Raw genomic sequence first — 21,743 nt, forward strand, 5'->3', positions numbered from 1 at the left:
ATCGAGCCCAAGGAGGATATCCCATGCCCATTACGCATCGCAGCTTCGCCAATTTGCCGGAAGAACTGGCAGAAGTGCAGGTCGAAATCGAGCAGCATGCGCTCGATTACGGCTTGGACTTCTTCCCCACGATCTTCGAGTTGGTCGACGTCGAGCAGCTCAATGCGATTGCTGCGATGGGGGGGTTCCCGACCCGTTACCCCCACTGGCGTTTCGGCATGGAGTTCGAACGCCTTTCCAAAGGATATCACTATGGCCTGCAGAAGATTTACGAGCTAGTCATCAACAATAACCCGTGTTACGCCTACCTGCTGGCGAGCAACCACTACGCCGATCATAAGCTGGTGATGGCCCACGTGTATGGACACTGCGATTTCTTTAAATGCAATCAATGGTTCAGCAAAACCGATCGCAAGATGATCGACCAGATGGCGAACCATGGCAACCGTATTCGCCGCTACATGAACCGCTTTGGGGTCAGCGAAGTTGAGAACTTTATTGACGCCTGCCTGAGCATTGAAGATCTGATCGACATTCATTCTCCCTTCATCCAACGCTCGCGCGGAGAAGATCGCTACAAGTTCCATTACAACACCGAAGGAGAAGACGTCGGGCAGCCGGCCCGCGACTATAAGATGCCGGCCAAAGGATACATGGACAACTTCATCAACCCGAAGAAAAAGCCTTCGGACGACGACGAAGCACCGCGACCAGCCGTCGCGATCCCCGTCCCGGACGAGCCGACCAAAGACGTGATGCTGTTTTTGCTGCAGTACGCTCCGCTACGGCCTTGGCAGTTGGATGTGCTGTCGATGATTCGGGACGAAGCGTATTACTTTGCTCCCCAGGGGCAAACGAAGATCATGAACGAAGGGTGGGCTACCTACTGGCATTCGACCATCATGACGCGGCACGGTCTGCATGCCTCGGAAGTGATTAACTACGCCGATCATACCTCCGGCACCCTGGCCAGCAGCCCGACACGCCTGAATCCCTACAAGCTAGGTTTAGAACTACTTCGCGACATTGAAGACCGCTGGAATCGTGGCTGTTTTGGCCAAGACTACGACGACTGCGACGACTTCCTTGAGCGACAGAACTGGAACACCGAAGTGGGGCTAGGACGCGACAAGATCTTTGAGGTGCGGCGCATCCACAACGATCTGACGTTCATCGACGAGTTCTTCACGCTCGACTTCTGCCGACGCTACAAGATGTTTCAGTTTGGCTACAACGAGTCAACCGAATACTACGAGATCGAAAGTCGCGAGTTCCCCAAAGTGAAGCAGCAGCTGCTGTTCAGCCTGACCAACATGGGGAGGCCCGAGATCTTCGTAACCGACGGGAACTATAAAAACCGAGGCGAGATGTTACTCACGCATCGACATCACGGGATTGAACTGAAACTGGACTATGCTCGCGATACGCTGACCAATCTTTACACGCTTTGGAAACGCCCGGTGCATATCCAATCGATCCTGGACGACCAGGAAGTCCTGCTTAGCTGGGATGGAACGCACCATGAATGCGTGAAACTGGAATCGAACTGACGACCAATTACTTATCAACACGCCGAAGAGAAAGGCACACTTCAGAGGAGGGCACAGTCATGACTCAAGACATAAGACAACGCCTGGATAATCACGTGGCGCCGAACAGGAAGTTCGAAACGGCGCTGAACCAGGGAAAGGTCACGGCTACCGACCTGACGGTCGAAAAAGTGGGCGTATCGACGCGCCACATCGATTACCGATTCAATGAGGGCAAAAGTCATGAAGCGGCAAGTGACGTTGCGGAAAACCTGGTTCGCCGTGTCGACTACCTGCTGGAACCGCTGGCGATCATTGAACGCGATCCAAGTGAAAGCAAAATTCAAATTCGCTCGCAGAAACCTTCTGCCGATGGGCAAACGCGGCGCTATTACGAGGTAAACGTCGACGGTCACGGCATCTCGATCGAGCGTTATCAGGCCTCCGGCAACTCACGCGAAAACGACGATATCAACCTCACTCGTGAGTCGTTTGAACGCCTGTGCCGCGACCTGGATGAAGCTTCGGCCCCGAAAAATCGCAAATAGGCGGTTTATTCGAGAGAATCCTTTGGCAATATCCTCCCCTTTCACACTACTTCGATGGGACGATCCGATTTGATAAACTGAATCGCTTGGTAAGACACATCTGGTCCCTTGCGAGAAGTCTGATTCATGAGCCACGGCCGTCCCGGTTCCGCCCCGCTTCCTGAGCCCTCGATTATCCCGACTGAAGGTTGGCACTGCAGCCACTTTTTCTACACCTTCGACCGAGCCCTGCTGACTGGCTATTCCCCCGAGGAACTTGCGGCTGGCGCAAAAGAGCTGATCGATATTTTGAATCCCGAGTCGGAAGCCAGCCCCCAGCGGCTTCAGGTCTCGATCGTCAGCGGTCACAAGGCAGACTTTGCCCTGATGCTGATGGACCCTAACCCCCTGGTGATCGATTCAGTACACCAACGATTGATGGCCAGTTCGCTTGGTGCGGCGTTGCAGCCAACCTATTCGTTCGTCTCGGTCACTGAGATCTCGGAATACGTTCCCTCCATCGAACAATACGCCGAGCGCCTGATCCGCGAAGGGGAAGAGAAAGATTCCCCTTCGTACGAAGCCAAGGTCAACGCCTACGCCAAGCGTCTGCCAATGATGAACAATCAGCGGCTCACGCCAGACTTCCCCCCCTACCCTGCCACTTGCTTCTATCCGATGAACAAGAAACGCAAGGTGGGTGAAAACTGGTTCTTGCTTCCCTTCTCGGCTCGAAACGCATTGATGGCCGAACACGCTCAAAGCGGGATGCAGTTCGCCGGCAAGGTCTCGCAGCTGATCACGGTCAGCGTGGGGCTCGATGACTGGGAATGGGGTGTCACGCTGTGGGCACGTAACCCGGAATACTTGAAAGACATTGTCTACAAGATGCGGTTCGACGAGGCGAGTGCTCGGTACGCCGAGTTCGGTCCTTTCTACACCAGCTACATCAGCTCGGCTGAAGAGATGCTGAAGCATTGCCGGGTTGGAATCGTAGACTAAGCAAAAGGTTTACCGCATGAACTCCAATCGCCCTCTCAAGATCGACGACATCAAGAAGCCGGAACTGGCTGAGGGGGCGCATCCGTTTGCGGAAGAGGAGCCTGAAGGCGAACAAGCCAACGCCAATGCTCCGGTCGACTATCGCGGTGCTTACGAGACCGTCGGCAAATCGACCGGGGTGTTGCTGTTGATCATGACCATCACGGGATTTGTCGCCAGCGCCTTACCGCTTTCCCGTTATTTCTTGCCGGAAGCAGGCTGGCAACTAGGGCTGTTCGGCTGGCTTGTTTCGTGGATCATTGCCTTGCCAGCCCTCGTTTTCGCCGTGAACGACTTGAAGGCCATTCGCCTGGGGCGATATACCGACCAGGGAAAGTGGATGGTCAGCCTATCCTTCTGGCTGGCACTTCTCACGGTCGTGAATTCGATTTCGACGGCCGTTGTGATCCTAGTTTTCGGTGCCGAGTGAGAAGTCCGGCAATTCCGACATCGGTTCGGACAGACCAGTCGAGCTTTCCTTCTTTTCATCCGCCGCATCCGAAGCCTTGTCGACTTGCTTCTCGTTTTTCTTCTTTTGTGGAATCAGAAAGAGCCGAACCTTCGTTCCTTCAGCAGGGATATTCTCTGTGAAAGCTTCGAACCAAAGATCGTTGTTGGCGTCGGTACTGGGAACCGGCAAGTCCATCATCGACGACTTGAAGTTGCTCACGCAGATTAACTCCCCTCCTTCGGCGGCGTAAACCATTTTGCCTGGCAGCGTGTCAGGATCGATCCCCTCTTCCTTGGCTTTTTGAACTGCTTCAAGCGAAACGTCTTTCCAGAAATAGCTGCCAGGGAAGACCCAATCGTAGTTCATCACCTTCTTGGTCCGAGCATCACGTACCCAATCTTGGGCTTTTCGGGTTTGCAGCTTGCCGTCGGCATCTTTCCATTGAACCAGGACATCGATCTTCTGCCCTGATGGTGCCTGATACTCGGGATCGAACTCAACCGGCTTTCCCTGCTCGGCCCCAATCGCCAAGAGCCCCGCGTGAACGACATAGGCATCCGCAGCGATGGCAACAACCGATTCATGCTCCTTCGTTCCCCTTAAGCAGGCAAACATCTCCAGCGAACCCCTCCGCAAACAGATCTCGCCATCCAGGATGACCATCTTTCGCTTGGTGTCGATCCAAACCGGCATGTTGGGCATTAGTTTACGAATCGCAGCTTTGCCAGGCTCCTTTTCCTCAGCCGGTTTCACATCGTCCTTCTCCGTTTCGGCCGGCAGGGCCTTTTCTTCTGCTGCGGTCTCGTCTTGCGCCTGAACCGGTGTGCCCATCTGCAAGCCTGGGACCAGTAGAGCCAGAACGACCCAGGCGACGCTCGGTTGGTTGCGATATGTCGTACCCATAGCAAAACTCGACGGAAAAGAGGTTCAGGGGGGCGTCAAACTTCGCCCACATTGCTAAGATGATCTATCCCACGTGGAAGTCAAACCTGCGTGAAATCATCGGTTAATCTTATTCTAACAAACTCTCGCTTGATGGAAGCCATGGCCACGGACATTAGCCCCCGCAGCAAGGACGACCAAGCCAACACGCCAGCACCTGTTCCTGCTTGGGCCAAACTCGCCAAAGCGGCGGCCTCAGGAGTCGAACTGAAGGATTGGCAGTCATGGCAAGACTACCTGAAGAAGCGAGATACGGTTCCGCGGCTACAATCATTGGTATCTGGCAAGAAGACGTCTCCTTTGGCCTGGGCTCTGTTCGCCGACGAGACACTCGATTCGCGAACGTTGCCGCTGCTGGAAACCTTGGGAGAGATTGCCTCAGGCCGCACGCAACCCAATGCTGATATCGTCAAGCAAATGGAAAGCTGGCTAAGTGACCTGGAACGCCGAATTGCCGAACGCAATCTCGTTTTAGAGTTGCTGGCCGTTGCCCATGCTCTTCCTAACTTGGCATCGATCACCAGCGCCCAGTTGTGGTGGAATCTGCTGGACAAAATCGTCAGCCACGCGAACGATGCCGTCGCCACTAATTTTGAGAACAAAGTCTTCGAACAAGGGTTGGCTGGCGAACTCCCGCTAACCTTGGCCTATCTCTTCCCCGAGATTAAGGCCTGTCGCCAGATGGGCAAGCCTGCGGCCCGTGTTATCGATGAAGGGATGCAGGCCCTAACCGATGGAGAAGGTCTGCCGAAGGTCGATCAGTTGCTGCACCTTCGAGCGATTCTCGCTTGTTGGACCCGGTCGATCGTCATGATCAAAAACATCGACGGGCTACGTTTCTCGGAAGATGCTTTCACACAGTATCAATGGCTCGTTCGTCATGCGCTGCGAATGACACGTAGCGACGGCACGCAAACCCTGTCTCAAGGCATCTCCAGTGCCTACAACCGGCACCTGCTGCTATCGGCACTGGCCCAGGCAGAGGACGAAGATGATGAGGAAGTCGCTAGGCTGACCCTTCCCAAGATGAAGGGGAAAGGGAACGATCTTCACCTGCCGACTCCCAGCTACGAATCGGCCTGGAGCCAGTTTGCTTACCTGCGTCCTAGCTGGCACCGGTCCAGCCCACGTCTGGCCGTCCGACACGACCTGGAGCCGCTGATCGTCGAGCTTGAATCCCGTGAAGAGATCGTAATGAGCGGCACGTGGGACACAACGATCTTGATCGACGGGGTCGCCATTTCCCCAACCGGCAACTGGGAACAAGTTGGCTGGCAGTCGGACGACGATGGCGACTACCTCGAACTGGAACAAATCTGGACCGACGACGTAAAGCTGCAGCGGCTTATCTTTCTAGCCCGTGAAGACAACTTCCTATGGGTGCTGGATACCGTATTGCTCGACAGCCCGGCTGATAAGATTCAATACCAATCGCAGCCTCCGATCGTCGCACATGCCAAGCTCGGCACCGCGGCCGAAACAAATGAAGTGTTCATCGAACTTTCCGGTTCGAAGATCACACTGTTGCCGGTGGGTATCAACGAATGGCAAAGTGATACCTCGCTGGGGAAAATCGGCGTGGTCGACGACAAGCTTTCCCTTCAGCAATCAGGCAGCGGTCGCGGCCTGGTCGTCCCCATGTTCTTCGATTTATCGAAAAAGGGACAAGGCAAACTTCTTACCTGGCGGCAATTGACCGTTGCCGAAAAGCTGGTCATTCAGCCACGTGATCGAGCCGTTGGCTACCGGGTTCAAACAGGCACAGGGCATTGGGCCTTCTATCGCTCGTTGACCGAAAAGGCGAGTCGTACGTTCCTGGGCATTAATTTGATTTCAGAAACGCTTGTCGCGCGCTTTGACGAAAACGGCGATATCGAGAAACTTCTGGAAGTGGAAGCTTCCTAACTGACTGACTGCTGCACACCCTTATGCACACGCAACTCCGCGAAAACCTGGACCGCGTTCGTGGTATGATCGCCGAGGCGGCCCAAGCCTCTGGCCGAGTTGCCGATGATGTCTGCTTGATCGGTGTTACGAAGTATGTCGACATCGATACGACCAAGGCCCTATACGAACTCGGCTGTCACGATCTGGGTGAAAGCCGACCCCAACAGCTATGGGCCAAGTCGGAAGCGATGGCCCATTTGTCGCCGCGTTGGCACATGATTGGGCACCTGCAACGCAATAAGACGAAACGTACCATCCCTCTTCTATCGGTCCTTCACGCAGGCGATAGCGTGCGTCTGCTACAAGCAGCCCACGCCGACTGGCCGCATGCCGATCCTTTGCCGACACTACTAGAGGTGAACATCTCTGGCGATGCCGCCAAGCACGGTTTTCCTCCCGCCGAGATCCCCCCTGCCCTGCGACAAATTGCCGCGTTGAACCACCTAAAAATTGTTGGTTTGATGGGGATGGCTTCGCTTGAGGGAGGTCGTGATCAAGCCCAGAAAGATTTCGCGGCATTGCGCGAGTTACGCGATCAACTGCGAAGTGATTGTCCGGACGAAATTTTGCTGGATGAGCTCTCGATGGGCATGAGTCACGATTTCGATTTGGCGATTCGAGAAGGAGCCACAATGGTTCGCGTCGGTTCGAGCCTGTTCGAGGGATTCGACGGTGGACATTAACGTCGTCGACCATCCGGAAGGTTGCGTTCTCGACTTGAAAGCCCAACCAGGTGCTCGGAAGACCGAGTTTCGTGGCGTTCAAAACGGAGCCATTAAGGTATGTGTGACGGAAGTCGCCGAGAAAGGGAAAGCCAACAAAGCAATCTTGTCATTCCTCCGAAAGTCCTGGGGATTAAAAGGATCGCAGTTGGAAATTATCTCGGGACAGACGGCTTCGCACAAACGCCTTTTGATTCGTGATCTTTCACCACAAAATGTGTTGCAACTATTGAAAGAATGCGGCTTAGAAGACGAATAATGGACATTCCGTCCATTTCGCCTTGTAGGCAAAACGGCATTGAAATAGCATCTAGTTAGCATGCTAATTTGCATGAAACGGCAGACTTAGTTAGGCAGTAAGCCTGCGTGTCCCCTCTTTTCCTTGTCATTGTCTTTTCGCGGAAATCTCATGAAACGGCGGGTCGGAAAATTTATTGGACTGATCGTCGTCACACTCTTTGCCCTCGCCGTCATGTATGTGAGTGGTGGGCGCAATGATTTCGGGGCTCAGCAGAAAGAGACCGATCCCGATAGCTCCGTCGTAGAAGTACTTGCTCCGGTCACCGTGATGCCGCTAAAGAAGCAGCATATTGAAATCCTCGACAGCTATGCCGGGACGATCCTGCCCCTGGAACGGTTCTCACTGGCGTTTCAACTTGCAGGGCAAGTCGAAACTCTCGGGACGAACGAGGAAGGTCGCCCGTTGGATATCGGCGACCGCGTCAAAACAGGGCAAGTTCTTGCAACACTTGATACTCGCATCCTGATAGCACGGCGCGAAGAAGCGAACGCCAATCTCGAGAACGCACAGACCGAGTTCCAGCGTCTGGTAAATCTGCGCGAGAAAAGCCCCGGAGCAGTGACCCAAACCGCTTTTCAACAGGCAACTCAGGCCCTGTCCGTCGCCAAGGCCCTGAAAGACATCGCGGAGAAGAACCTGGAAAATGCCCAATTAGTTGCCCCGGCCGACGGCGTCATATCTTCCCGCATGATTAACCCCGGCGAGACGATCAACCCTCAACAAACAGTCTTCGAACTGGTTCAAGTCGATAAGGTACTTTTAACCGTTGGCGTGCCTGAGTCGCGTATCGTGGCCATGCAAAAGCAATTCAATGCGAACCGTCGGGCGTCGAAGGCGAATCCTCAATCGGGCACGCCAGATCCGACGTCGAACTTCAAGGTCTACATTCGCAGATTTGACACTTCGTCCAACCTAGAGAAAGACACCGTCCTGGAAGGGACCGTCTATCGAATTGCCGAGACCGTGGACAACCGAAACGGTTTGTTTGAGGTCGAAGTTCTCTTAGACAACGCCAGTCGCCTTCTCAAGCCAGGCATTGTGGCCAAAGCCGACTTCGTGGTTCGCGAGATCGATGGTTATCGAGTTCCGGTCGAAAGTGTCGTCTTCAACGATCGCGTGGCCAGCCTGTTCTTCGCCCAGCCGGCGACTGATTCCCCCACATCGAGCGTTGATTTCGTTGGTATGGAAGTCGCAGAAGTCCCGAACTTCGTGGCACATCGCATCGAAATACCCAGCTACATCGAGCAAGGCAGAAACTTTGTTCTGACCGATCTTCCTGGCAAGCACGACTTGCTTATCGTCCAAGGACAACACCGACTGGTGGAAGGTCGCCCGCTGGAAATCATGAGCGGTACGACGAACGTTGGCACCTCGGACGCTTCGCCTCTTTCCGAGATTCCTCCGATGGCAGAGGTCTCGCAACTTGGTCGCAAGCCAACCGGAAAGTAGACAAAGGGAACGCACACGATGAAAATCAGCGCCAACGCGATCGACCAGCCCCGGTTCGTGATTGTCTGCACGATCATCCTGATGGTGGCCGTGGTCATGGTGGCCCTCAACATTCCGGTCCAACGCACACCTGCGATCTCTAAGGCCGTTGTCCTGGTGGCAGTCCCCTACCCTGGTGCCCAGCCGGTGGAAGTGGAAGAACAGATCACCAGCAAAATCGAAGATGCCCTGCAGAAACTGAAGAACGTTGACTTCATTGCCTCGACCAGCATGCGAGGCTCGAGCGTAACCCAAATCATCTTCCTGGATGGAGTCGACCCCGATCAGGCTCGCGGGGAAGTGAAAGACCTGGTCGACGAGATCCGGCGAGAATTGCCGGTCGCTCGTGAAGTTCAGCCTTCGGTGACCGATATCGACTTCGAGAACACGCCACTGATGCTGGTCAACATGACCGCCCCCCAGGGCTTTGATGAAGCCGCTTTGAAGACCTTGGCCGAAGAGGTTCAGGAAGAACTCGAGACCATTCCTGGCATCTCCAATACGCAGCTATTCGGCGGTCGCGAGCGTGAATTGCACGTAAATGTCAACGTCGACCTGGCGGCCGAATATGGTTTGACACTCGGAGACTTTCGGCGTGCCCTCGCTGATTTCCATGCCGAGATGCCTGCCGGCGAACTCGATACCGGCACCTTCGACTTCCGCGTACGTAACGAAACACAGTTTCGTGGTGTCGACGACATTCGCAACGCCATCATCAGCCAGGTAGATGGAAAGATCATCAAAATCGGTGACGTCGCCACCGTCGAGGATACTTACCGCCGCCTGAAAAACGTGGCTCTGCTCAATGGCCAGTCGTGCGCAACGATCATTGTCAACAAAGAAGCCGACATCAACACGCTCGCGGCTGCCATTTCCGTCAAGGAAAAGATCAACGAACTTCGCCCGCAGTATCCCAATATCAAATTTCGTATCACGCGAGACACTTCCGCCGAAATCTCGATCATGTTCCGCGTGCTAGGTTCAAGCTTTGTCTTTGGCGCGATGCTCGTGCTGGTCATCCTGGCCTGGTCGATGGGCCTGCGTATCTCCTTTCTCGTGCTGACAGCCATCCCGCTTAGTTCGGCGGTCGGTTTGATTGCCCTGTACGCGCTGGGCATTCCGATCTCCAACATGGTGATCTTTGCGTTCATCCTGGTGCTGGGCATGGTGGTGGACGGGGCGATTATCGTTGCCGAAAACATTCACCGCCACATCGAACGAGGCGAAGACCCAGTCGACGCGGCCAAGATCGGAATCGAAGAAGTTGGCACACCGGTGATCATGGCCGACCTGACGACCGTCGCGGCGTTTCTGCCGATGCTGCTGGTCCCCGGCATCATGGGGGACTTCATGCGAGTGATGCCGGAAGTGGTCAGCGTGTCCCTGCTTGGAAGCGTGCTGGTCGACCACTTTTTCATTCCCGTGGTCGCTGCTCGATGGTATGGACGCCGCAAGGCCAGTGAAATTGTGCCGGACAAGACCGTCCACGAGGCCATTGCCCGAGACGAAGACGAGGCCGAGATTCGTATTCGACCGAACTTGGGCCTGTTTACCAAGCTGTACATCTACATTCTTCGCTGGGCGCTGCAAAACCGCTGGGCCGTAAGTATCAGCACGATTTTGGTGTTGGTCTGGGCGGGCTTCATGATGGTGCACGTCGAGAAAGAGTTCTTTCCCCCCAGCGATCGTGGACAGTTCGAGGTGAAGTATGAACTACCTCTTGGCAGCAGCATCCACCAGACAATCGCCGCGGCGGAAGCGATTCAGCAGCCGCTGCGTGAACTGGGAGCACGCCCCAACAGCGAACTAGTGAATTTTGTTTCTGCCCTGGGATCATCCGAAGGGCTCGCTAGCCGCCTGGAGAACGATCCGGCTGTGGGGCCAGAGTTCGGTACAGTCATGGTCGAGTTGCTTTCGCCACTGGATCGCGAACGTCATGAACGAGTCATCCTGGCTGAACTGCGGGAAAGGTTCGATCAAACCGTCAAGCAGTTTCCCGGCATGACCTATACCATCCAGGAAGTGGAAGAGGGCCCTCCTGGTGGCGCGAAAGTCGCCGTTCGTTTCACCGGTGATAACCTGGAACAACTGGGCCGCGTTGCCGAAGTGACGACCGACGGAATGCGGCAGATCGAAGGTGCCGTCGACGTGAAGACTGATTATCGAAACTTGAATCCGGAAATCGTCGTCGAGCCATTCCCCGAGGTCGTTGGCATGTACGGCATGTCCGAAATGCAAGTCGCCCAGGCAATTCAAACCGCGATCAACGGCGACACGACAATCGAACTCAACCTCGGAGACGAGGACGTGACGCTACGTCTTCAGGCGATGAGCGACTATCGAGCCTCGAAGGAGCAACTCGAACGGATCATGTTGACCAGCCCGACCGGTAAGAAAGCCACGATTGGCCAGTTAGCCAAGTTGGATCGCGCGACAAGCCTGTTTGCCGTCAATCGCTACGACCGAAAACGTGCCGTCACCGCTAAGTGTGACGTCCTTGAGAATCCTGATACTGACAAGATCTTCTCTCAACTGCGCGAAGAGATCCTTCCGTCTCTCGGTTTTCGCCCGGCCAATGAAACCGCCGTCAGCTTTATGGATATGGCATTCATCGGCACTGCCGGAACGCCGTCGGAAGGCCTGCGTGCCGAGTTCACCGGCGAAAGTGAAGAGACCGCCAAGAACATGAACTACTTGAGTGCCTCGATGATCATCGCGGTGATCCTCATCTTCGCGATTTTGGTCTACCAGTTCGGCAGTTTCCGCCAGGCTGGCATCGTTATGCTAACGGTACCACTAAGCTTCGTAGGGGTAGTCGCCGGCATGTACATCAGCGACTTCCCCTTCAGCCTGGCAACGTTCATTGGGCTAGTCAGCTTGACCGGCATTGTGGTGAACGATGCGATTGTGGTGGTCGACTTCATCAACCAAGGGCGCAAACGTGGGCTGAAGGTCCGCGATGCCATTATCGAAGCTGGCATCAACCGACTTCGCCCTGTGATGCTGACCACGGCAACAACGGTCGGTGGTTTGCTGCCTCTGTTTTTGAATCTCAGCGGCGGGGCAGAATTCTGGCAACCACTGACCGGCGCGGTCATCTTCGGCCTGACCTTCGCGACGATCCTGACCCTGCTGGTCATTCCCGTCGCGTACAGTCTGGCCTATTTCAATGCCGATAAGAAAGCGGCTGCCGCAGCGTAACCAAGATACGCTTAATTGCCGGCTTCCTGTGTTTGCGGCTCTGCTGGAATCTCGACCGGTGCTTCGGGAATTTCAATATCTAATTCCTCGTCGTCTGTTCCCAGCAGCGCTTTATCGACTGCCTTCTTCAATTCAGCAGCCAGGTCGATCTCGAAGTTCTGATCGGCGACTTCCTTCTCGTCGGCCAGGGCTTTGGCTGCAGCGGTCAAATCCCGCAGGTCCTCATCGGGAACATCATCGCGAAACTGAAGATTGCCATCCGGCTGCTCGTCGGCAATGCGTCCGTCGAGCAATGCCTTTAATTCGTCTTCGCTGATCTTCTTCTCAAACGCACCATGAGCAACTCGCTGAAGCTGTTTCTTGGCTTCGGCTTTTTCTTCGTCAGTCAAGCCGGAAGGCTCGATGTACTTGGAACGCGCGATCTCGACCGGCACGGCGGTAAACGCAGGAGACTCGAGAATGTGCTCGGCGACGCTACCTAGCTGTTCCATCGAGATATCGCCATCACGATACCCCTGAGCAACGCGGGAGACCTGTTCTTTCATGCCCGACTTTTGATCCTCAGGAAGATCAAATTCGTCAATTACCGCGTTCAACTGCGATTCGGCCAGGTTTGCAGCCATCACACCGATGTTGATGTAAACGTAGTAGCCGACACCACAGGCAACGCCAGCCAGAACCAGGCACACCACCAGGCAGCCAATGATCGCGGTGGTACAACCGCTACCACTTTTCTTAGGTTCTTCGACGGTGAATTGATCGTTGGACATCGGTGCAAACTCCTTTTGTGTGTAGCTTCAACGTGGCGAGCGGCCAGAGCGAATCGTTGAATATCCCCTGATTTCGGTAGATTATCGCCGATTCTCTTGAGCGGGCAATAAGAGCACTTCGCGGAACGCGTTAAAAGCTTGTTCTATTTTTTCCGTACTGGGGATACCTGAATGCACAAAGAGAGCGTATCGCAGCGTGATCGACTCCCCCTGCTTGAGTTGTACAGGCTTCTGATACGACATCGTCGCCCCCATCCAACCATCGTTGCGAACGTGAAAAGCACTGGGATAGATCGGGTTATCTGGATGGTTCATCAGTGTGATCCCTTCATTGGTATCACGCGTTATCGGCCCAGAATAGTCGACCCAGCGAGCAGGCTGCCGAAAAACTTCTTTCTCGTCAACTTGCCCTTCGCTATTGCGAATCGACCCGCCACCATCGTGCACGCCAATTGTCTTGGCCATACGAACACCCAGCGGACCAAACGGCGTATCACCAAAGGTGACCGGCCCGTTTTTGGCCGTCAGCACCAAGTCGATCACCAGTAGCCATTGATCACCTTCCAACGGGACAACAGTCATTGTGCGCATCTCGTCGAGCAGTTGCTTGCCAGCTTCAGTATCTACCCAGACATTGTGCATACGAATGACGGCCCGGTCATCGCTATCAATAAACTCGCCTACTTTGACGTGTTGGATCTTCCCCGGCGAACGGTCAGCCCAGAAGTCAACTCCATTCACATCGTGATGGGTTACCCATACCGAGTTGTGATGACTGTGCCCGTTGGGATCGTGCGGGTGCCCCATGCGTGTAAGACTTCGGCCCGACGGTCCTACGATCGGATACAGAAATGGGCGTTCCAAGTCAGGTGCATAGTGATAGCGAGTCAGTTCTTTGCCATCGCGAGTGATCGAAACCTGATCGTGCGGCAGCGGCAGAACCTGCATCCGCGGAACAGGCTTGGCACTGGGGAGCTTTTCGTCCGCAAGTCCGACGCTGGCCGTAAGCAGCAGCAATGACAGAACAATCAGGCAGCGAGGCATTTCGAGAACTCCGAATGGGGTAGGATGCTGGGCGGTAGGTTCCTACAGCCTAGCTGCCTGATCGAAGTAGCTCAAATAAAAACGGCCTCTCTAACCAGAGAGGCCGTCAAAATCGTCTCTGCGTTGAATGTGCGATTACTCTTCGTCGAAGTTGTATTCGATCTTCAGCACTTCCAGTTCGTACGTACCCTTGGGTGCTGCGATTTCAACCACGTCGCCAACCTTCTTGCCGATCAATTGCTGGGCCATCGGGCTATCGACGAGGATTTTGTTGTTCATGAAGTCTTCTTCGCCGGCACCCACCAGCGAGTAAACTTCTTCTTCGTCCATGTCGACGTCGCGCACGGTGACCGTAGCAAAGAAGCCGACCTTGGATGTATCGACCGAGGAAGGATCGACGATGAACGCCTTACCCAGCTTCGACTTCAACAGGTTGATCTTGGCTTGGATCATCCCCTGCGTTTCGCGTGAGCCGTGGTACTCGGCGTTTTCCTTAAGGTCCCCTTCAGCACGAGCGTTCGCAACCTTTTCGGTGATGGCAGGCATTTCCACCTCTTCCAAATGGTGCAATTCGGCTCGCAGCTTTTCGTAACCCTTCCGGGACATGGGCATTCGATCGGCCATGCTCGACATGTCAGGAACTCCCTCAATGGAAAAAAAAACGCGACCTGGGTCAGGCCGCATGACGTTCTGAATTGGTTTGTAGCTTTTATTGTTATTGAAAGATGAGGGGTTTGTAAAGCCAGCTTCTTTAGCGAGCTAGCGGTTTCACCAAATCGGCGATACAACCCCGCCAAGGTCGGCTTACTCAGGAAAGTAAAGGAAAGCCCCGCACGACGAACAAAACACCGGTTTACCGAGCTTCAGGTCACTAATCGTCTGAATACGCAGCTGGACATTACACTGGGTGCAGTAATTGTTGACGACCGATGCCAAGGCCTCTTCACCCCGGACTTTGACCACGCGTTTGTAGTCTTCTCGCACATCTGGCGGGATGTCCTTTTCCACCCCTTCCAGCAAGACCAAAACGCGGGCGATCTCTGTTTCCAGGCCGCCTCGCTCCTTCTCGACTTCGGCTTCGATCTTGGCCTGGTCTGCCTCGGCCGTTTCGACCCCTTTGATCGCTTCGGCCAGCTTGGCTTCTAACTGATCGACCTTTTCCAGTGCTTCCAGAATCTCGTCAGACATCACGCTATTGGCCATTTGGGCGGCCGCGATCTGCTCTTTGAAGATCTGGAACTCATCGTTCGTCTTGGCCGCGTTCAGCTTGCCTTCGATGACCTCAATTTTGCTTTCACTTTCCCGCAATTGCAGTTGCTTGCGGTCTGCCGTCATTTTCGTGCTTTGAATCGACTCTTTGACTTCGACCACGTTCTGCTGGGCAGCAGCTACGCGATTTCGAGCAGCATTCACGCGAATCGGACATCGCGCCAGTCGACTCCTAAGATCGCTCAATTGGCGATGAATTCGGTGAAGTTCCTGCAGAACTTCGCTATAGGGTCGCTCGGACATAGGTGAACCACTCGGGAATAATACGTTTTCAATAATCCAAATAATGTAGCAGTAGCGTTGGTTTTAGCACACGCCACACCATCATTTTACCCCACTGGGCAAACAAAAAAGCCCGGGCCTGATGACAGGCTCCGGGCTTTCCAGGTTCACACTCTCCACAATGTTTTCAACTACGCGGCATCAGCCGTGTGTAGGAAACCGGCCAATTGCTGGCTACGAACTGGGTGTTGCAGCTTGCGAACCGCCTTGGCTTCGATCTGGCGGACACGTTCGCGGGTGACCTTAAAAATTCGCCCAACTTCTTCCAGGGTATAGGTGTACCCGTCTTGAAGGCCGTAACGCAGCTTGATGATTTCGCGTTCGCGGTAGGTCAACGTTTTCAGCAAACCGCCGATTCGGTCTCGCAAGATTTCGTTGGAAGCCTTACGAATCGGTGTTTCTTCGTGACCATCTTCGATGAACTCGCCGAACGAGCTGTCTTCGCTTTCGCCGATCGGACGATCCAGGCTTACCGGATGGCGGCCGATGTCCATCACGCGACGAACTTCCTCCACCGGGATTTCACTACAACGCGAAATCTCTTCCATGGTTGGTTCGCGGCGAAGTTCCTGCAGCAGACGCTTCTGTACGTTGCGAAGCTTCGACAAGACGTCGATCATATGCACAGGAATACGAATTGTGCGGGCCTGGTCAGCAATCGCACGCGTAATGGCCTGACGAATCCACCAGGTCGCGTAGGTCGAGAACTTGAAGCCGCGGCGATATTCGTACTTGTCGACCGCACGCATCAGGCCGGTGTTGCCTTCCTGAATCAAGTCCAGGAAGCTCAAGCCACGGTTGCGATACTTCTTGGCGATCGAAACCACCAATCGCAGGTTGCCGCTGGATAATTCCCGCTTGACTCCTTCGTACTGATCGAACTGCTTGCGGAACTTATTGCAGCGAGCTCGCAGGCTGCGTGGGCTTTCCAGCGTCAACAGCATCAGGTCGCGAAGCTCTTTACGGAGGTTGGCACGTTCGTCCTTGGCAGCTGGCATGTCGCGGATGAGGTCCAAGCGTGCTCGAATTTCTTCCATGCGATCGGCGAAATCTTCCAGCTGGCTCATCACGGGAATCACGCGGCGCGTTCGTAGCGAAAGCTCTTCCACCAACTGCAAACACTTCTGACGACGGCGAATGAATCGCTTACGAGCAGCCACGCGTTCCTCGCGTGGAGTGCTCTTACGCAGCAGGCGCTGGAAGTCGCGACGATTTTCTTCCAGCATCACTCGCAACGTTTTCAGGTTGTGCGGCATGCGCCCCTGAATTTGTTCCTTGGTCAGGTTTTCGGTGAGCGAAACCTTGATGGTGCGATCGAACGGCAGTTCACCGCGGTGCACCTTTTCCAAAATTTCAACCGTATGACGCAAAGCGAAATCGCAGCCCAGAACCAAACGGCGGAACTGCTTGCGGGTGATTTCGATCTTCTTGGCCAGGGCGATTTCTTCCGTGCGGGAAAGCAGCGGAATCGAAGCCATTTGAGACAGGTACATCCGAATCGGATCGTCGCTGCTCTTGGTGATTTCTTCGGTGGCGAACGTTTCGCTGCCGCCATCTTCGTCCAATGCTTCTGCGAATTCGCGAGCGGACGGGGCCTTGGTGGCCGGGGCGTCGTCAAAATCGTCTTCCGGAGGATCGGTCACCAATTCGATGCCGCGGTTTTCAAGTTCGGTCAGCAGCGAGTCGAGCTTTTCGCTACCGCTGGCTTCGTCCGGCAGATAGTTGTTGACTTCGTCGTACGTCAACCAACCTTGCGACTTGCCTTTTTCCAGAAGTACGGTCAATTCTTGATCAGCAAATTCCATAGTGAAGACCTCCTTGCCTTCCCATAAAATTCTCTTCGGTCATTTTCGCCTGCGATCGGAATGCGGGTCATACCAACCGGGGCGACGTCAAGCGGTATCCTCTACCCATCCGTGGGAAAGGAAATACCCTGGCGATTTCTTTTTTGCTCGACGATCTGTTTCAGGAGGTCGAGCTCCTCCTCAGGGGAAACCTGTTTCTGCTGCATTGAGGCGACCTGTTGTCCTTCGAAGCGATCTTCATGTCGCGATCGGTAGGCAGCCACAATGCGTTTGAGTTCTTCGTCGGGGTCGCCAAATCCTCGCGACGCAGCCGACTCATCGAGTTCGATCAACAAGAATCGAAGCGATTCATTCTCAATCGAATCCAAAATCCCGGGGAACCCACAATCCTCGTGGGCATCACTACGGGACTTAATGACTTGGTAAATGGGCTTAGCCCCTTCGCTGATCAGTTCGTCTGGACCAATCTCTTCGAGACACCATTCGACGGTCTCAGGCAAAGCCAGCATCAGTTCGAGCAAGGTGCGATCCCAGTTATCGAGATCGCTGATCCGATAGGTTTTCTGCTTAACGACCGGTGTTTCGTCGAACGATACCGGCCGCTGTTTGCTACTGGCTGCCTTACGCAGGGACGACAACCGTGTTCGAAGTTCTGATTCGGCAACCTGAAACTGACGAGCAATCCGGGCCAGAAACTGGTGTTCGCGAAGCCGCACTTCCGACGAAGTTTCCGCAGCCAGGTTCGGGGCCTTGGCCAGCGTATTGAGCACGTCTTCCAGAGCATCGTTCGCCCCGTGCAGGTCGTTGGCCAGGTCGATCCCATCCGTCGCAATTCGGATCTTATGCTCCAAAGCATCCGGCGACTTCGCCAGGTGGGCACGAAATGCTTCGGCTCCTTGCTGCTGCACGAAATCGCACGGATCCAGCTTTTCCGGCAACGTGCAAACTCGCAGGTCAACCTGTTGAGCAATGAACAATTCCAGCACTTCGCTCGTTCGTTTCTGCCCGGCATCGTCGCCGTCGAGCACCAGGTAAACGGTGTCGGCATAACGACGCAGCAGTTGAATATGTCGCGGGCCAAGGGCCGTACCCAGCACGGCTACCGCGTTCTTTACGCCCGCTTCGTGCAAAGCAATCACGTCGGTGTACCCTTCGACGACAATCACCTTCTTGCTGTTGGTGATTTGATCGCGAGCCAGGTCTAACGCATAGACGTTGTCGCTCTTGGAGAAAAGCCGTGTCTCAGGCGAATTGACATACTTGGCCGATTTATCATCGGCATAGGCTGGCAAAATACGGCCACCGAACGCAATCGGCCGGCTTTGAACGTCGCGGATTGGGAAGATCACGCGTCCTTTGAAGCGATCGTACATCCGGCCCCCTTGCGACTGGCCGATCAAACCGACCTTCTCCAAGACTGCCTGCGTGTATTCGCTTTGGTTTGACTTATTGCAAAGCCACTGCCAATCGTTCGGCGAGAATCCCAGGTGAAAGCGTTGAATCGCCTCCTTGGTCAGCCCGCGATCGTGCAGATATCGGCGAGCCTCGTCGGCGATTGGGTCGCTGAGCAGCAGTTGGTGGAACATGCGTTCCGCCCAAGCCAATGCGTTGTATTGATACTTTTTGTCGTCCGGGCTGCCAGCAGGGGCAACGGGGCCTTGCGTGGGCAGAGTGATATTGGCTCGTTCGGCCAGAAGCTCAAGTGCTTCACGAAACTCGATAGACTCACGACGCATGACAAAGCTGAAAACGTCGCCACCGATACCGCAAACCCAGCATCGCCACGACTGGCGTTGTGGATTGACCTGAAAGCTAGGGCGGCTGTCGTCGTGCCAGGGGCACAAAGCGACGTAGCCACGTCCTTGCCGTCTCAGGTTCAGGTACCCACCCAAGACATCTACGATGTCCGAGGCGGCACGCACCTGTTCTTTTACGTCGTTGTCTGGGGGAAAAGCCAACCTTTGGACTTCCTTCCAGGGTTTTGCGGGAACCCTATGCCCGAGAAATGTCGTCGCGACTTTCGTCTCGTCTCGTGTTCCCTCACCGCACAAAGGAGAGGGTTTGGGTGAGGGGCTATCTTGCTCCTCACAGCCCGAGATCGACATTCTGGGCCGTGCCTTCCGTAGCACGTGGAAGCAATTTAGTCCATTTCCCAATTTTAGGTCAAGTTCGCATTGACCCCTGCCGACAACCACTTGGTTTCACGCTAGCAGATATCTTTTACAATATCGATTTCTGGACTTTTTGCGTAGTAGCGGCGTTCTATTGAAATGTGACAATCTGCGATCTTTTCGCCGGTAAACAGCGGAGAAACTGGCTATTATCAAAAATGAAGTTTGACGTTTTCGGTGAGGACATCTTTCGTCCTCCAAAAGAAAAAGAAACACTACTCATCGATAGCAACGCGTAAAAATTTTTTCGGTAACCGAATCTAGAGCTGCAACTTGGTCTCCCGTTTTTTTCCTCCTGCTGAGCAAGCCGACGAAAACGACCTGGTGATGGTGGGTGGTCGTCTTTCTTCTGAGTGGCTACTCGACGCCTATCGTCACGGCATCTTCCCCTGGCCGATGTGGGGGGACTGGATGCCAATGACCTGGTTTTCACTCGATCCACGCGCGATCATTCCATTGGACGGCCTGTATGTGAGCAAGCGCCTGAAGCGGACCATTCGTAGCGGCAAGTTTCAGGTTACCTGCGACACCGCTTTTCGCAGGGTCATGCAAGGCTGCTCGAAACCTCGGCACAAGAAAGATGGCACTTGGATCACGCCAGCCATGCTGAAGGCCTACTGCAAACTGCACGAGGAAGGTCATGCCCACAGTGTCGAGGTGTGGCATGAAGGGGAGCTCGCTGGCGGTATCTACGGTGTGGCCATTGGCGGGCTATTTGCCGGAGAGTCGATGTTTCACACAGTTCGCGATGCTTCGAAGGTGGCCTTGGCAGCACTCGTCTCTCACTTGAATCAGCGGGGATACAAGCTACTGGACATTCAGCAGTGGACCGAGCATACCGGCAGCATGGGTGCCATCGAAATCGATCGCGGCGACTACCTGGCGCTGCTCGAGAATGTCGTCGATTTGCCGGTGAACTTTGGCGACCAGCTATGCGAAATCAAGTTCTTCGGGACGTCCTTAGGTGATTAGCTTCTTTCTCAGAAGATTTAATCCCTGTTTGGCCATGCGCGGCCCCCAAATCTCTGGGTGCCCAGCCAGGCCGCTGCTGACAGATTGAACACCATCTTCGGAGGCCAAGGCAACGTAATATTCGTCGGCCGAGTCCGCTTTCGACAGCGTTCCCAGCGCCAGCCCGTAAGTGGCATTGCCCACGCTGCGTGCCTGAGCTGCGGCTTTCTCGACACGTTCTTTCGTTACCAGTTCGGAGGGCATCTCGACGGTTCCCCCGAGAAACGCCCGGCGATCGATGTCGACAGCCCCAAGCCAAAACGCCAGCAGGCCGGATGTTGAAGACTCGACCGTCGCTAACGTTTCTCCTCGCTGGAGCAGATCGCGAACGACAATGTCCTGTAGCTCTTGCTCTCCTTCGCCAAAGACCAGGTCACCCACAGCCGCATGGATTTGCTGCACTGTATCGGCTATCGCATCTTCGCACTGTTGGGCTGTTTGACCGGTGGCCGTAATCCGCAGCGAAATGGTCGCTTGATGCACGGTGATACCGACTCGGGGTTCCCTGCCCCGCTTGATCAGGTCAGGTAGCAAAGCCTCCATGTGGCTTTCCCCTACACCGAAGCACTTGACGACATGATGCCGGATGATCTTCTTGGCAGTTCCTTTGCCGGCCAAAGATGGAACGACAGTGGCTTCCCACATTTCTTTCATTTCGGCAGGAACGCCGGGCAAAGCAATGAATCGCGAATGATGCAGGCCCACCGAATAATCGAGATCGATCCCAGGCGCGGTTCCGTTAGGATTGGGAATGATACGGCTGCCGGCAGGGAACATGGCCTGAATCTGATTCTTGGGAGGCATCTCGCGGCCTCGCATGCTGAACCGCCGCTGAATATGTTCCAAGCTCTCTGCATCGAGTTCCAACTTGGTACTGGTCGCATTGGCCAGTGCCTGGCGGGTCAGGTCATCATCGGTCGGGCCAAGTCCTCCCGTCGAGATCACCAGCTTCGCTCGGGCCAACGCATTCTTGATGACCTGAATGTTGGCCTCCAAGTCGTCCCCTACCGTCGTGTGGAACAAAACTTCAATTCCCAGCGTTTCTAACTGCTGGCTAAGCCACTGCGTATTGGTATCTAATCGCTGTCCGCTGGTCAGTTCGTCTCCGATAGCCACAATCTCTGCGATCATTCCGCGTCTCTACCTTCCTAGGTGCACCCACAATGAGGAGATTTCTCTACCCCTTACGATACCGAAACCTAGCCGCTTCGACACGACCCCGAAACTTTACCGAGGCCACAC

The 21,743-nt window shown here is 54.7% G+C and carries 18 protein-coding genes; 10 read left to right on the plus strand and 8 right to left on the minus strand.

The genetic code is table 11. The annotated features are described in order from the left end of the window. Positions 1-23 precede the first annotated feature (23 nt). The 4 genes from C5Y96_RS24195 to C5Y96_RS24210 all read left to right on the plus strand — a co-directional run bounded on the left by C5Y96_RS24195 (position 24) and on the right by C5Y96_RS24210 (position 3,527). The gene (locus tag C5Y96_RS24195) at positions 24-1,550 is read left to right on the plus strand and encodes a SpoVR family protein (RefSeq protein ID WP_105358836.1); all 1,527 of its coding nucleotides are present in this window, start codon (positions 24-26) and stop codon (positions 1,548-1,550) included. Then, on the plus strand, positions 1,526-2,077 hold the full coding sequence (locus tag C5Y96_RS24200) for a hypothetical protein (RefSeq protein ID WP_146115791.1): 552 nt from the start codon (positions 1,526-1,528) through the stop codon (positions 2,075-2,077). The genes C5Y96_RS24195 and C5Y96_RS24200 overlap by 25 nt, the downstream gene beginning before the upstream one ends. Before the next feature lie 126 nt (positions 2,078-2,203). Next, complete coding sequence (gene hemQ, locus C5Y96_RS24205) at positions 2,204-3,058, plus strand: hydrogen peroxide-dependent heme synthase (RefSeq protein WP_105358840.1); 855 nt, start codon at positions 2,204-2,206, stop codon at positions 3,056-3,058. Positions 3,059-3,074: 16 nt separating this feature from the next. Further along, positions 3,075-3,527 carry a hypothetical protein gene (locus tag C5Y96_RS24210; protein WP_105358842.1) on the plus strand — a complete coding sequence of 151 codons (453 nt, stop codon included), beginning with the start codon at positions 3,075-3,077 and terminating at the stop codon, positions 3,525-3,527. Here C5Y96_RS24210 and C5Y96_RS24215 read toward each other — a convergent pair. After that, positions 3,507-4,451, minus strand: coding sequence for a YdjY domain-containing protein (locus C5Y96_RS24215; protein ID WP_105358844.1), 945 nt, complete (start codon positions 4,449-4,451; stop codon positions 3,507-3,509). The two genes, C5Y96_RS24210 and C5Y96_RS24215, sit on opposite strands and share 21 nt — an antisense overlap. Before the next feature lie 141 nt (positions 4,452-4,592). Between C5Y96_RS24215 and C5Y96_RS24220 the strand changes: the two genes are divergently transcribed. The 5 genes from C5Y96_RS24220 to C5Y96_RS24240 all read left to right on the plus strand — a co-directional run bounded on the left by C5Y96_RS24220 (position 4,593) and on the right by C5Y96_RS24240 (position 12,149). Continuing rightward, on the plus strand, positions 4,593-6,395 hold the full coding sequence (locus tag C5Y96_RS24220) for a hypothetical protein (protein WP_146115792.1): 1,803 nt from the start codon (positions 4,593-4,595) through the stop codon (positions 6,393-6,395). A gap of 23 nt (positions 6,396-6,418) precedes the next feature. Continuing rightward, positions 6,419-7,120 carry a YggS family pyridoxal phosphate-dependent enzyme gene (locus C5Y96_RS24225; protein WP_105358848.1) on the plus strand — a complete coding sequence of 234 codons (702 nt, stop codon included), beginning with the start codon at positions 6,419-6,421 and terminating at the stop codon, positions 7,118-7,120. Next, positions 7,110-7,418 carry a DUF167 domain-containing protein gene (locus C5Y96_RS24230; protein WP_158261406.1) on the plus strand — a complete coding sequence of 103 codons (309 nt, stop codon included), beginning with the start codon at positions 7,110-7,112 and terminating at the stop codon, positions 7,416-7,418. The genes C5Y96_RS24225 and C5Y96_RS24230 overlap by 11 nt, the downstream gene beginning before the upstream one ends. Before the next feature lie 150 nt (positions 7,419-7,568). Continuing rightward, positions 7,569-8,909: an efflux RND transporter periplasmic adaptor subunit gene (locus tag C5Y96_RS24235; protein ID WP_105358852.1), complete on the plus strand. Its 1,341-nt coding sequence runs from the start codon at positions 7,569-7,571 to the stop codon at positions 8,907-8,909. A gap of 18 nt (positions 8,910-8,927) precedes the next feature. Continuing rightward, complete coding sequence (locus C5Y96_RS24240) at positions 8,928-12,149, plus strand: efflux RND transporter permease subunit (protein ID WP_105358854.1); 3,222 nt, start codon at positions 8,928-8,930, stop codon at positions 12,147-12,149. A gap of 11 nt (positions 12,150-12,160) precedes the next feature. Here C5Y96_RS24240 and C5Y96_RS24245 read toward each other — a convergent pair whose 3' ends face one another. From C5Y96_RS24245 to dnaG, 6 genes are all read right to left on the minus strand, one after another. Next, positions 12,161-12,919, minus strand: coding sequence for a hypothetical protein (locus C5Y96_RS24245; RefSeq protein ID WP_105358856.1), 759 nt, complete (start codon positions 12,917-12,919; stop codon positions 12,161-12,163). A gap of 81 nt (positions 12,920-13,000) precedes the next feature. Further along, positions 13,001-13,963, minus strand: a complete 963-nt coding sequence (locus C5Y96_RS24250) for a PmoA family protein (RefSeq protein WP_105358858.1) — start codon at positions 13,961-13,963, stop codon at positions 13,001-13,003. Positions 13,964-14,098: 135 nt separating this feature from the next. Further along, positions 14,099-14,587: a transcription elongation factor GreA gene (gene greA / locus C5Y96_RS24255; protein WP_105359094.1), complete on the minus strand. Its 489-nt coding sequence runs from the start codon at positions 14,585-14,587 to the stop codon at positions 14,099-14,101. Between the two features lie 180 nt (positions 14,588-14,767). Continuing rightward, complete coding sequence (locus C5Y96_RS24260; protein WP_105358860.1) at positions 14,768-15,475, minus strand: zinc ribbon domain-containing protein; 708 nt, start codon at positions 15,473-15,475, stop codon at positions 14,768-14,770. 170 nt (positions 15,476-15,645) lie between these two features. Continuing rightward, positions 15,646-17,319, minus strand: coding sequence for a sigma-70 family RNA polymerase sigma factor (locus C5Y96_RS24265; RefSeq protein WP_105358862.1), 1,674 nt, complete (start codon positions 17,317-17,319; stop codon positions 15,646-15,648). 101 nt (positions 17,320-17,420) lie between these two features. After that, positions 17,421-19,277 (minus strand): DNA primase, encoded by a 1,857-nt coding sequence (gene dnaG, locus C5Y96_RS24270; protein ID WP_158261407.1) that lies wholly within the window; start codon positions 19,275-19,277, stop codon positions 17,421-17,423. Between the two features lie 486 nt (positions 19,278-19,763). Here dnaG and aat point away from each other — a divergent pair, with 486 nt between their 5' ends. Next, positions 19,764-20,462: a leucyl/phenylalanyl-tRNA--protein transferase gene (aat, locus tag C5Y96_RS24275; RefSeq protein WP_105358866.1), complete on the plus strand. Its 699-nt coding sequence runs from the start codon at positions 19,764-19,766 to the stop codon at positions 20,460-20,462. Here the strand turns inward: aat and C5Y96_RS24280 are convergent. Continuing rightward, the gene (locus C5Y96_RS24280; protein ID WP_105358867.1) at positions 20,451-21,632 is read right to left on the minus strand and encodes a CinA family nicotinamide mononucleotide deamidase-related protein; all 1,182 of its coding nucleotides are present in this window, start codon (positions 21,630-21,632) and stop codon (positions 20,451-20,453) included. The two genes, aat and C5Y96_RS24280, sit on opposite strands and share 12 nt — an antisense overlap. Between the last annotated feature and the right edge of the window lie 111 nt (positions 21,633-21,743).

This window comes from Blastopirellula marina (genome assembly GCF_002967715.1).
Lineage (GTDB): Bacteria > Planctomycetota > Planctomycetia > Pirellulales > Pirellulaceae > Bremerella > Bremerella marina_B.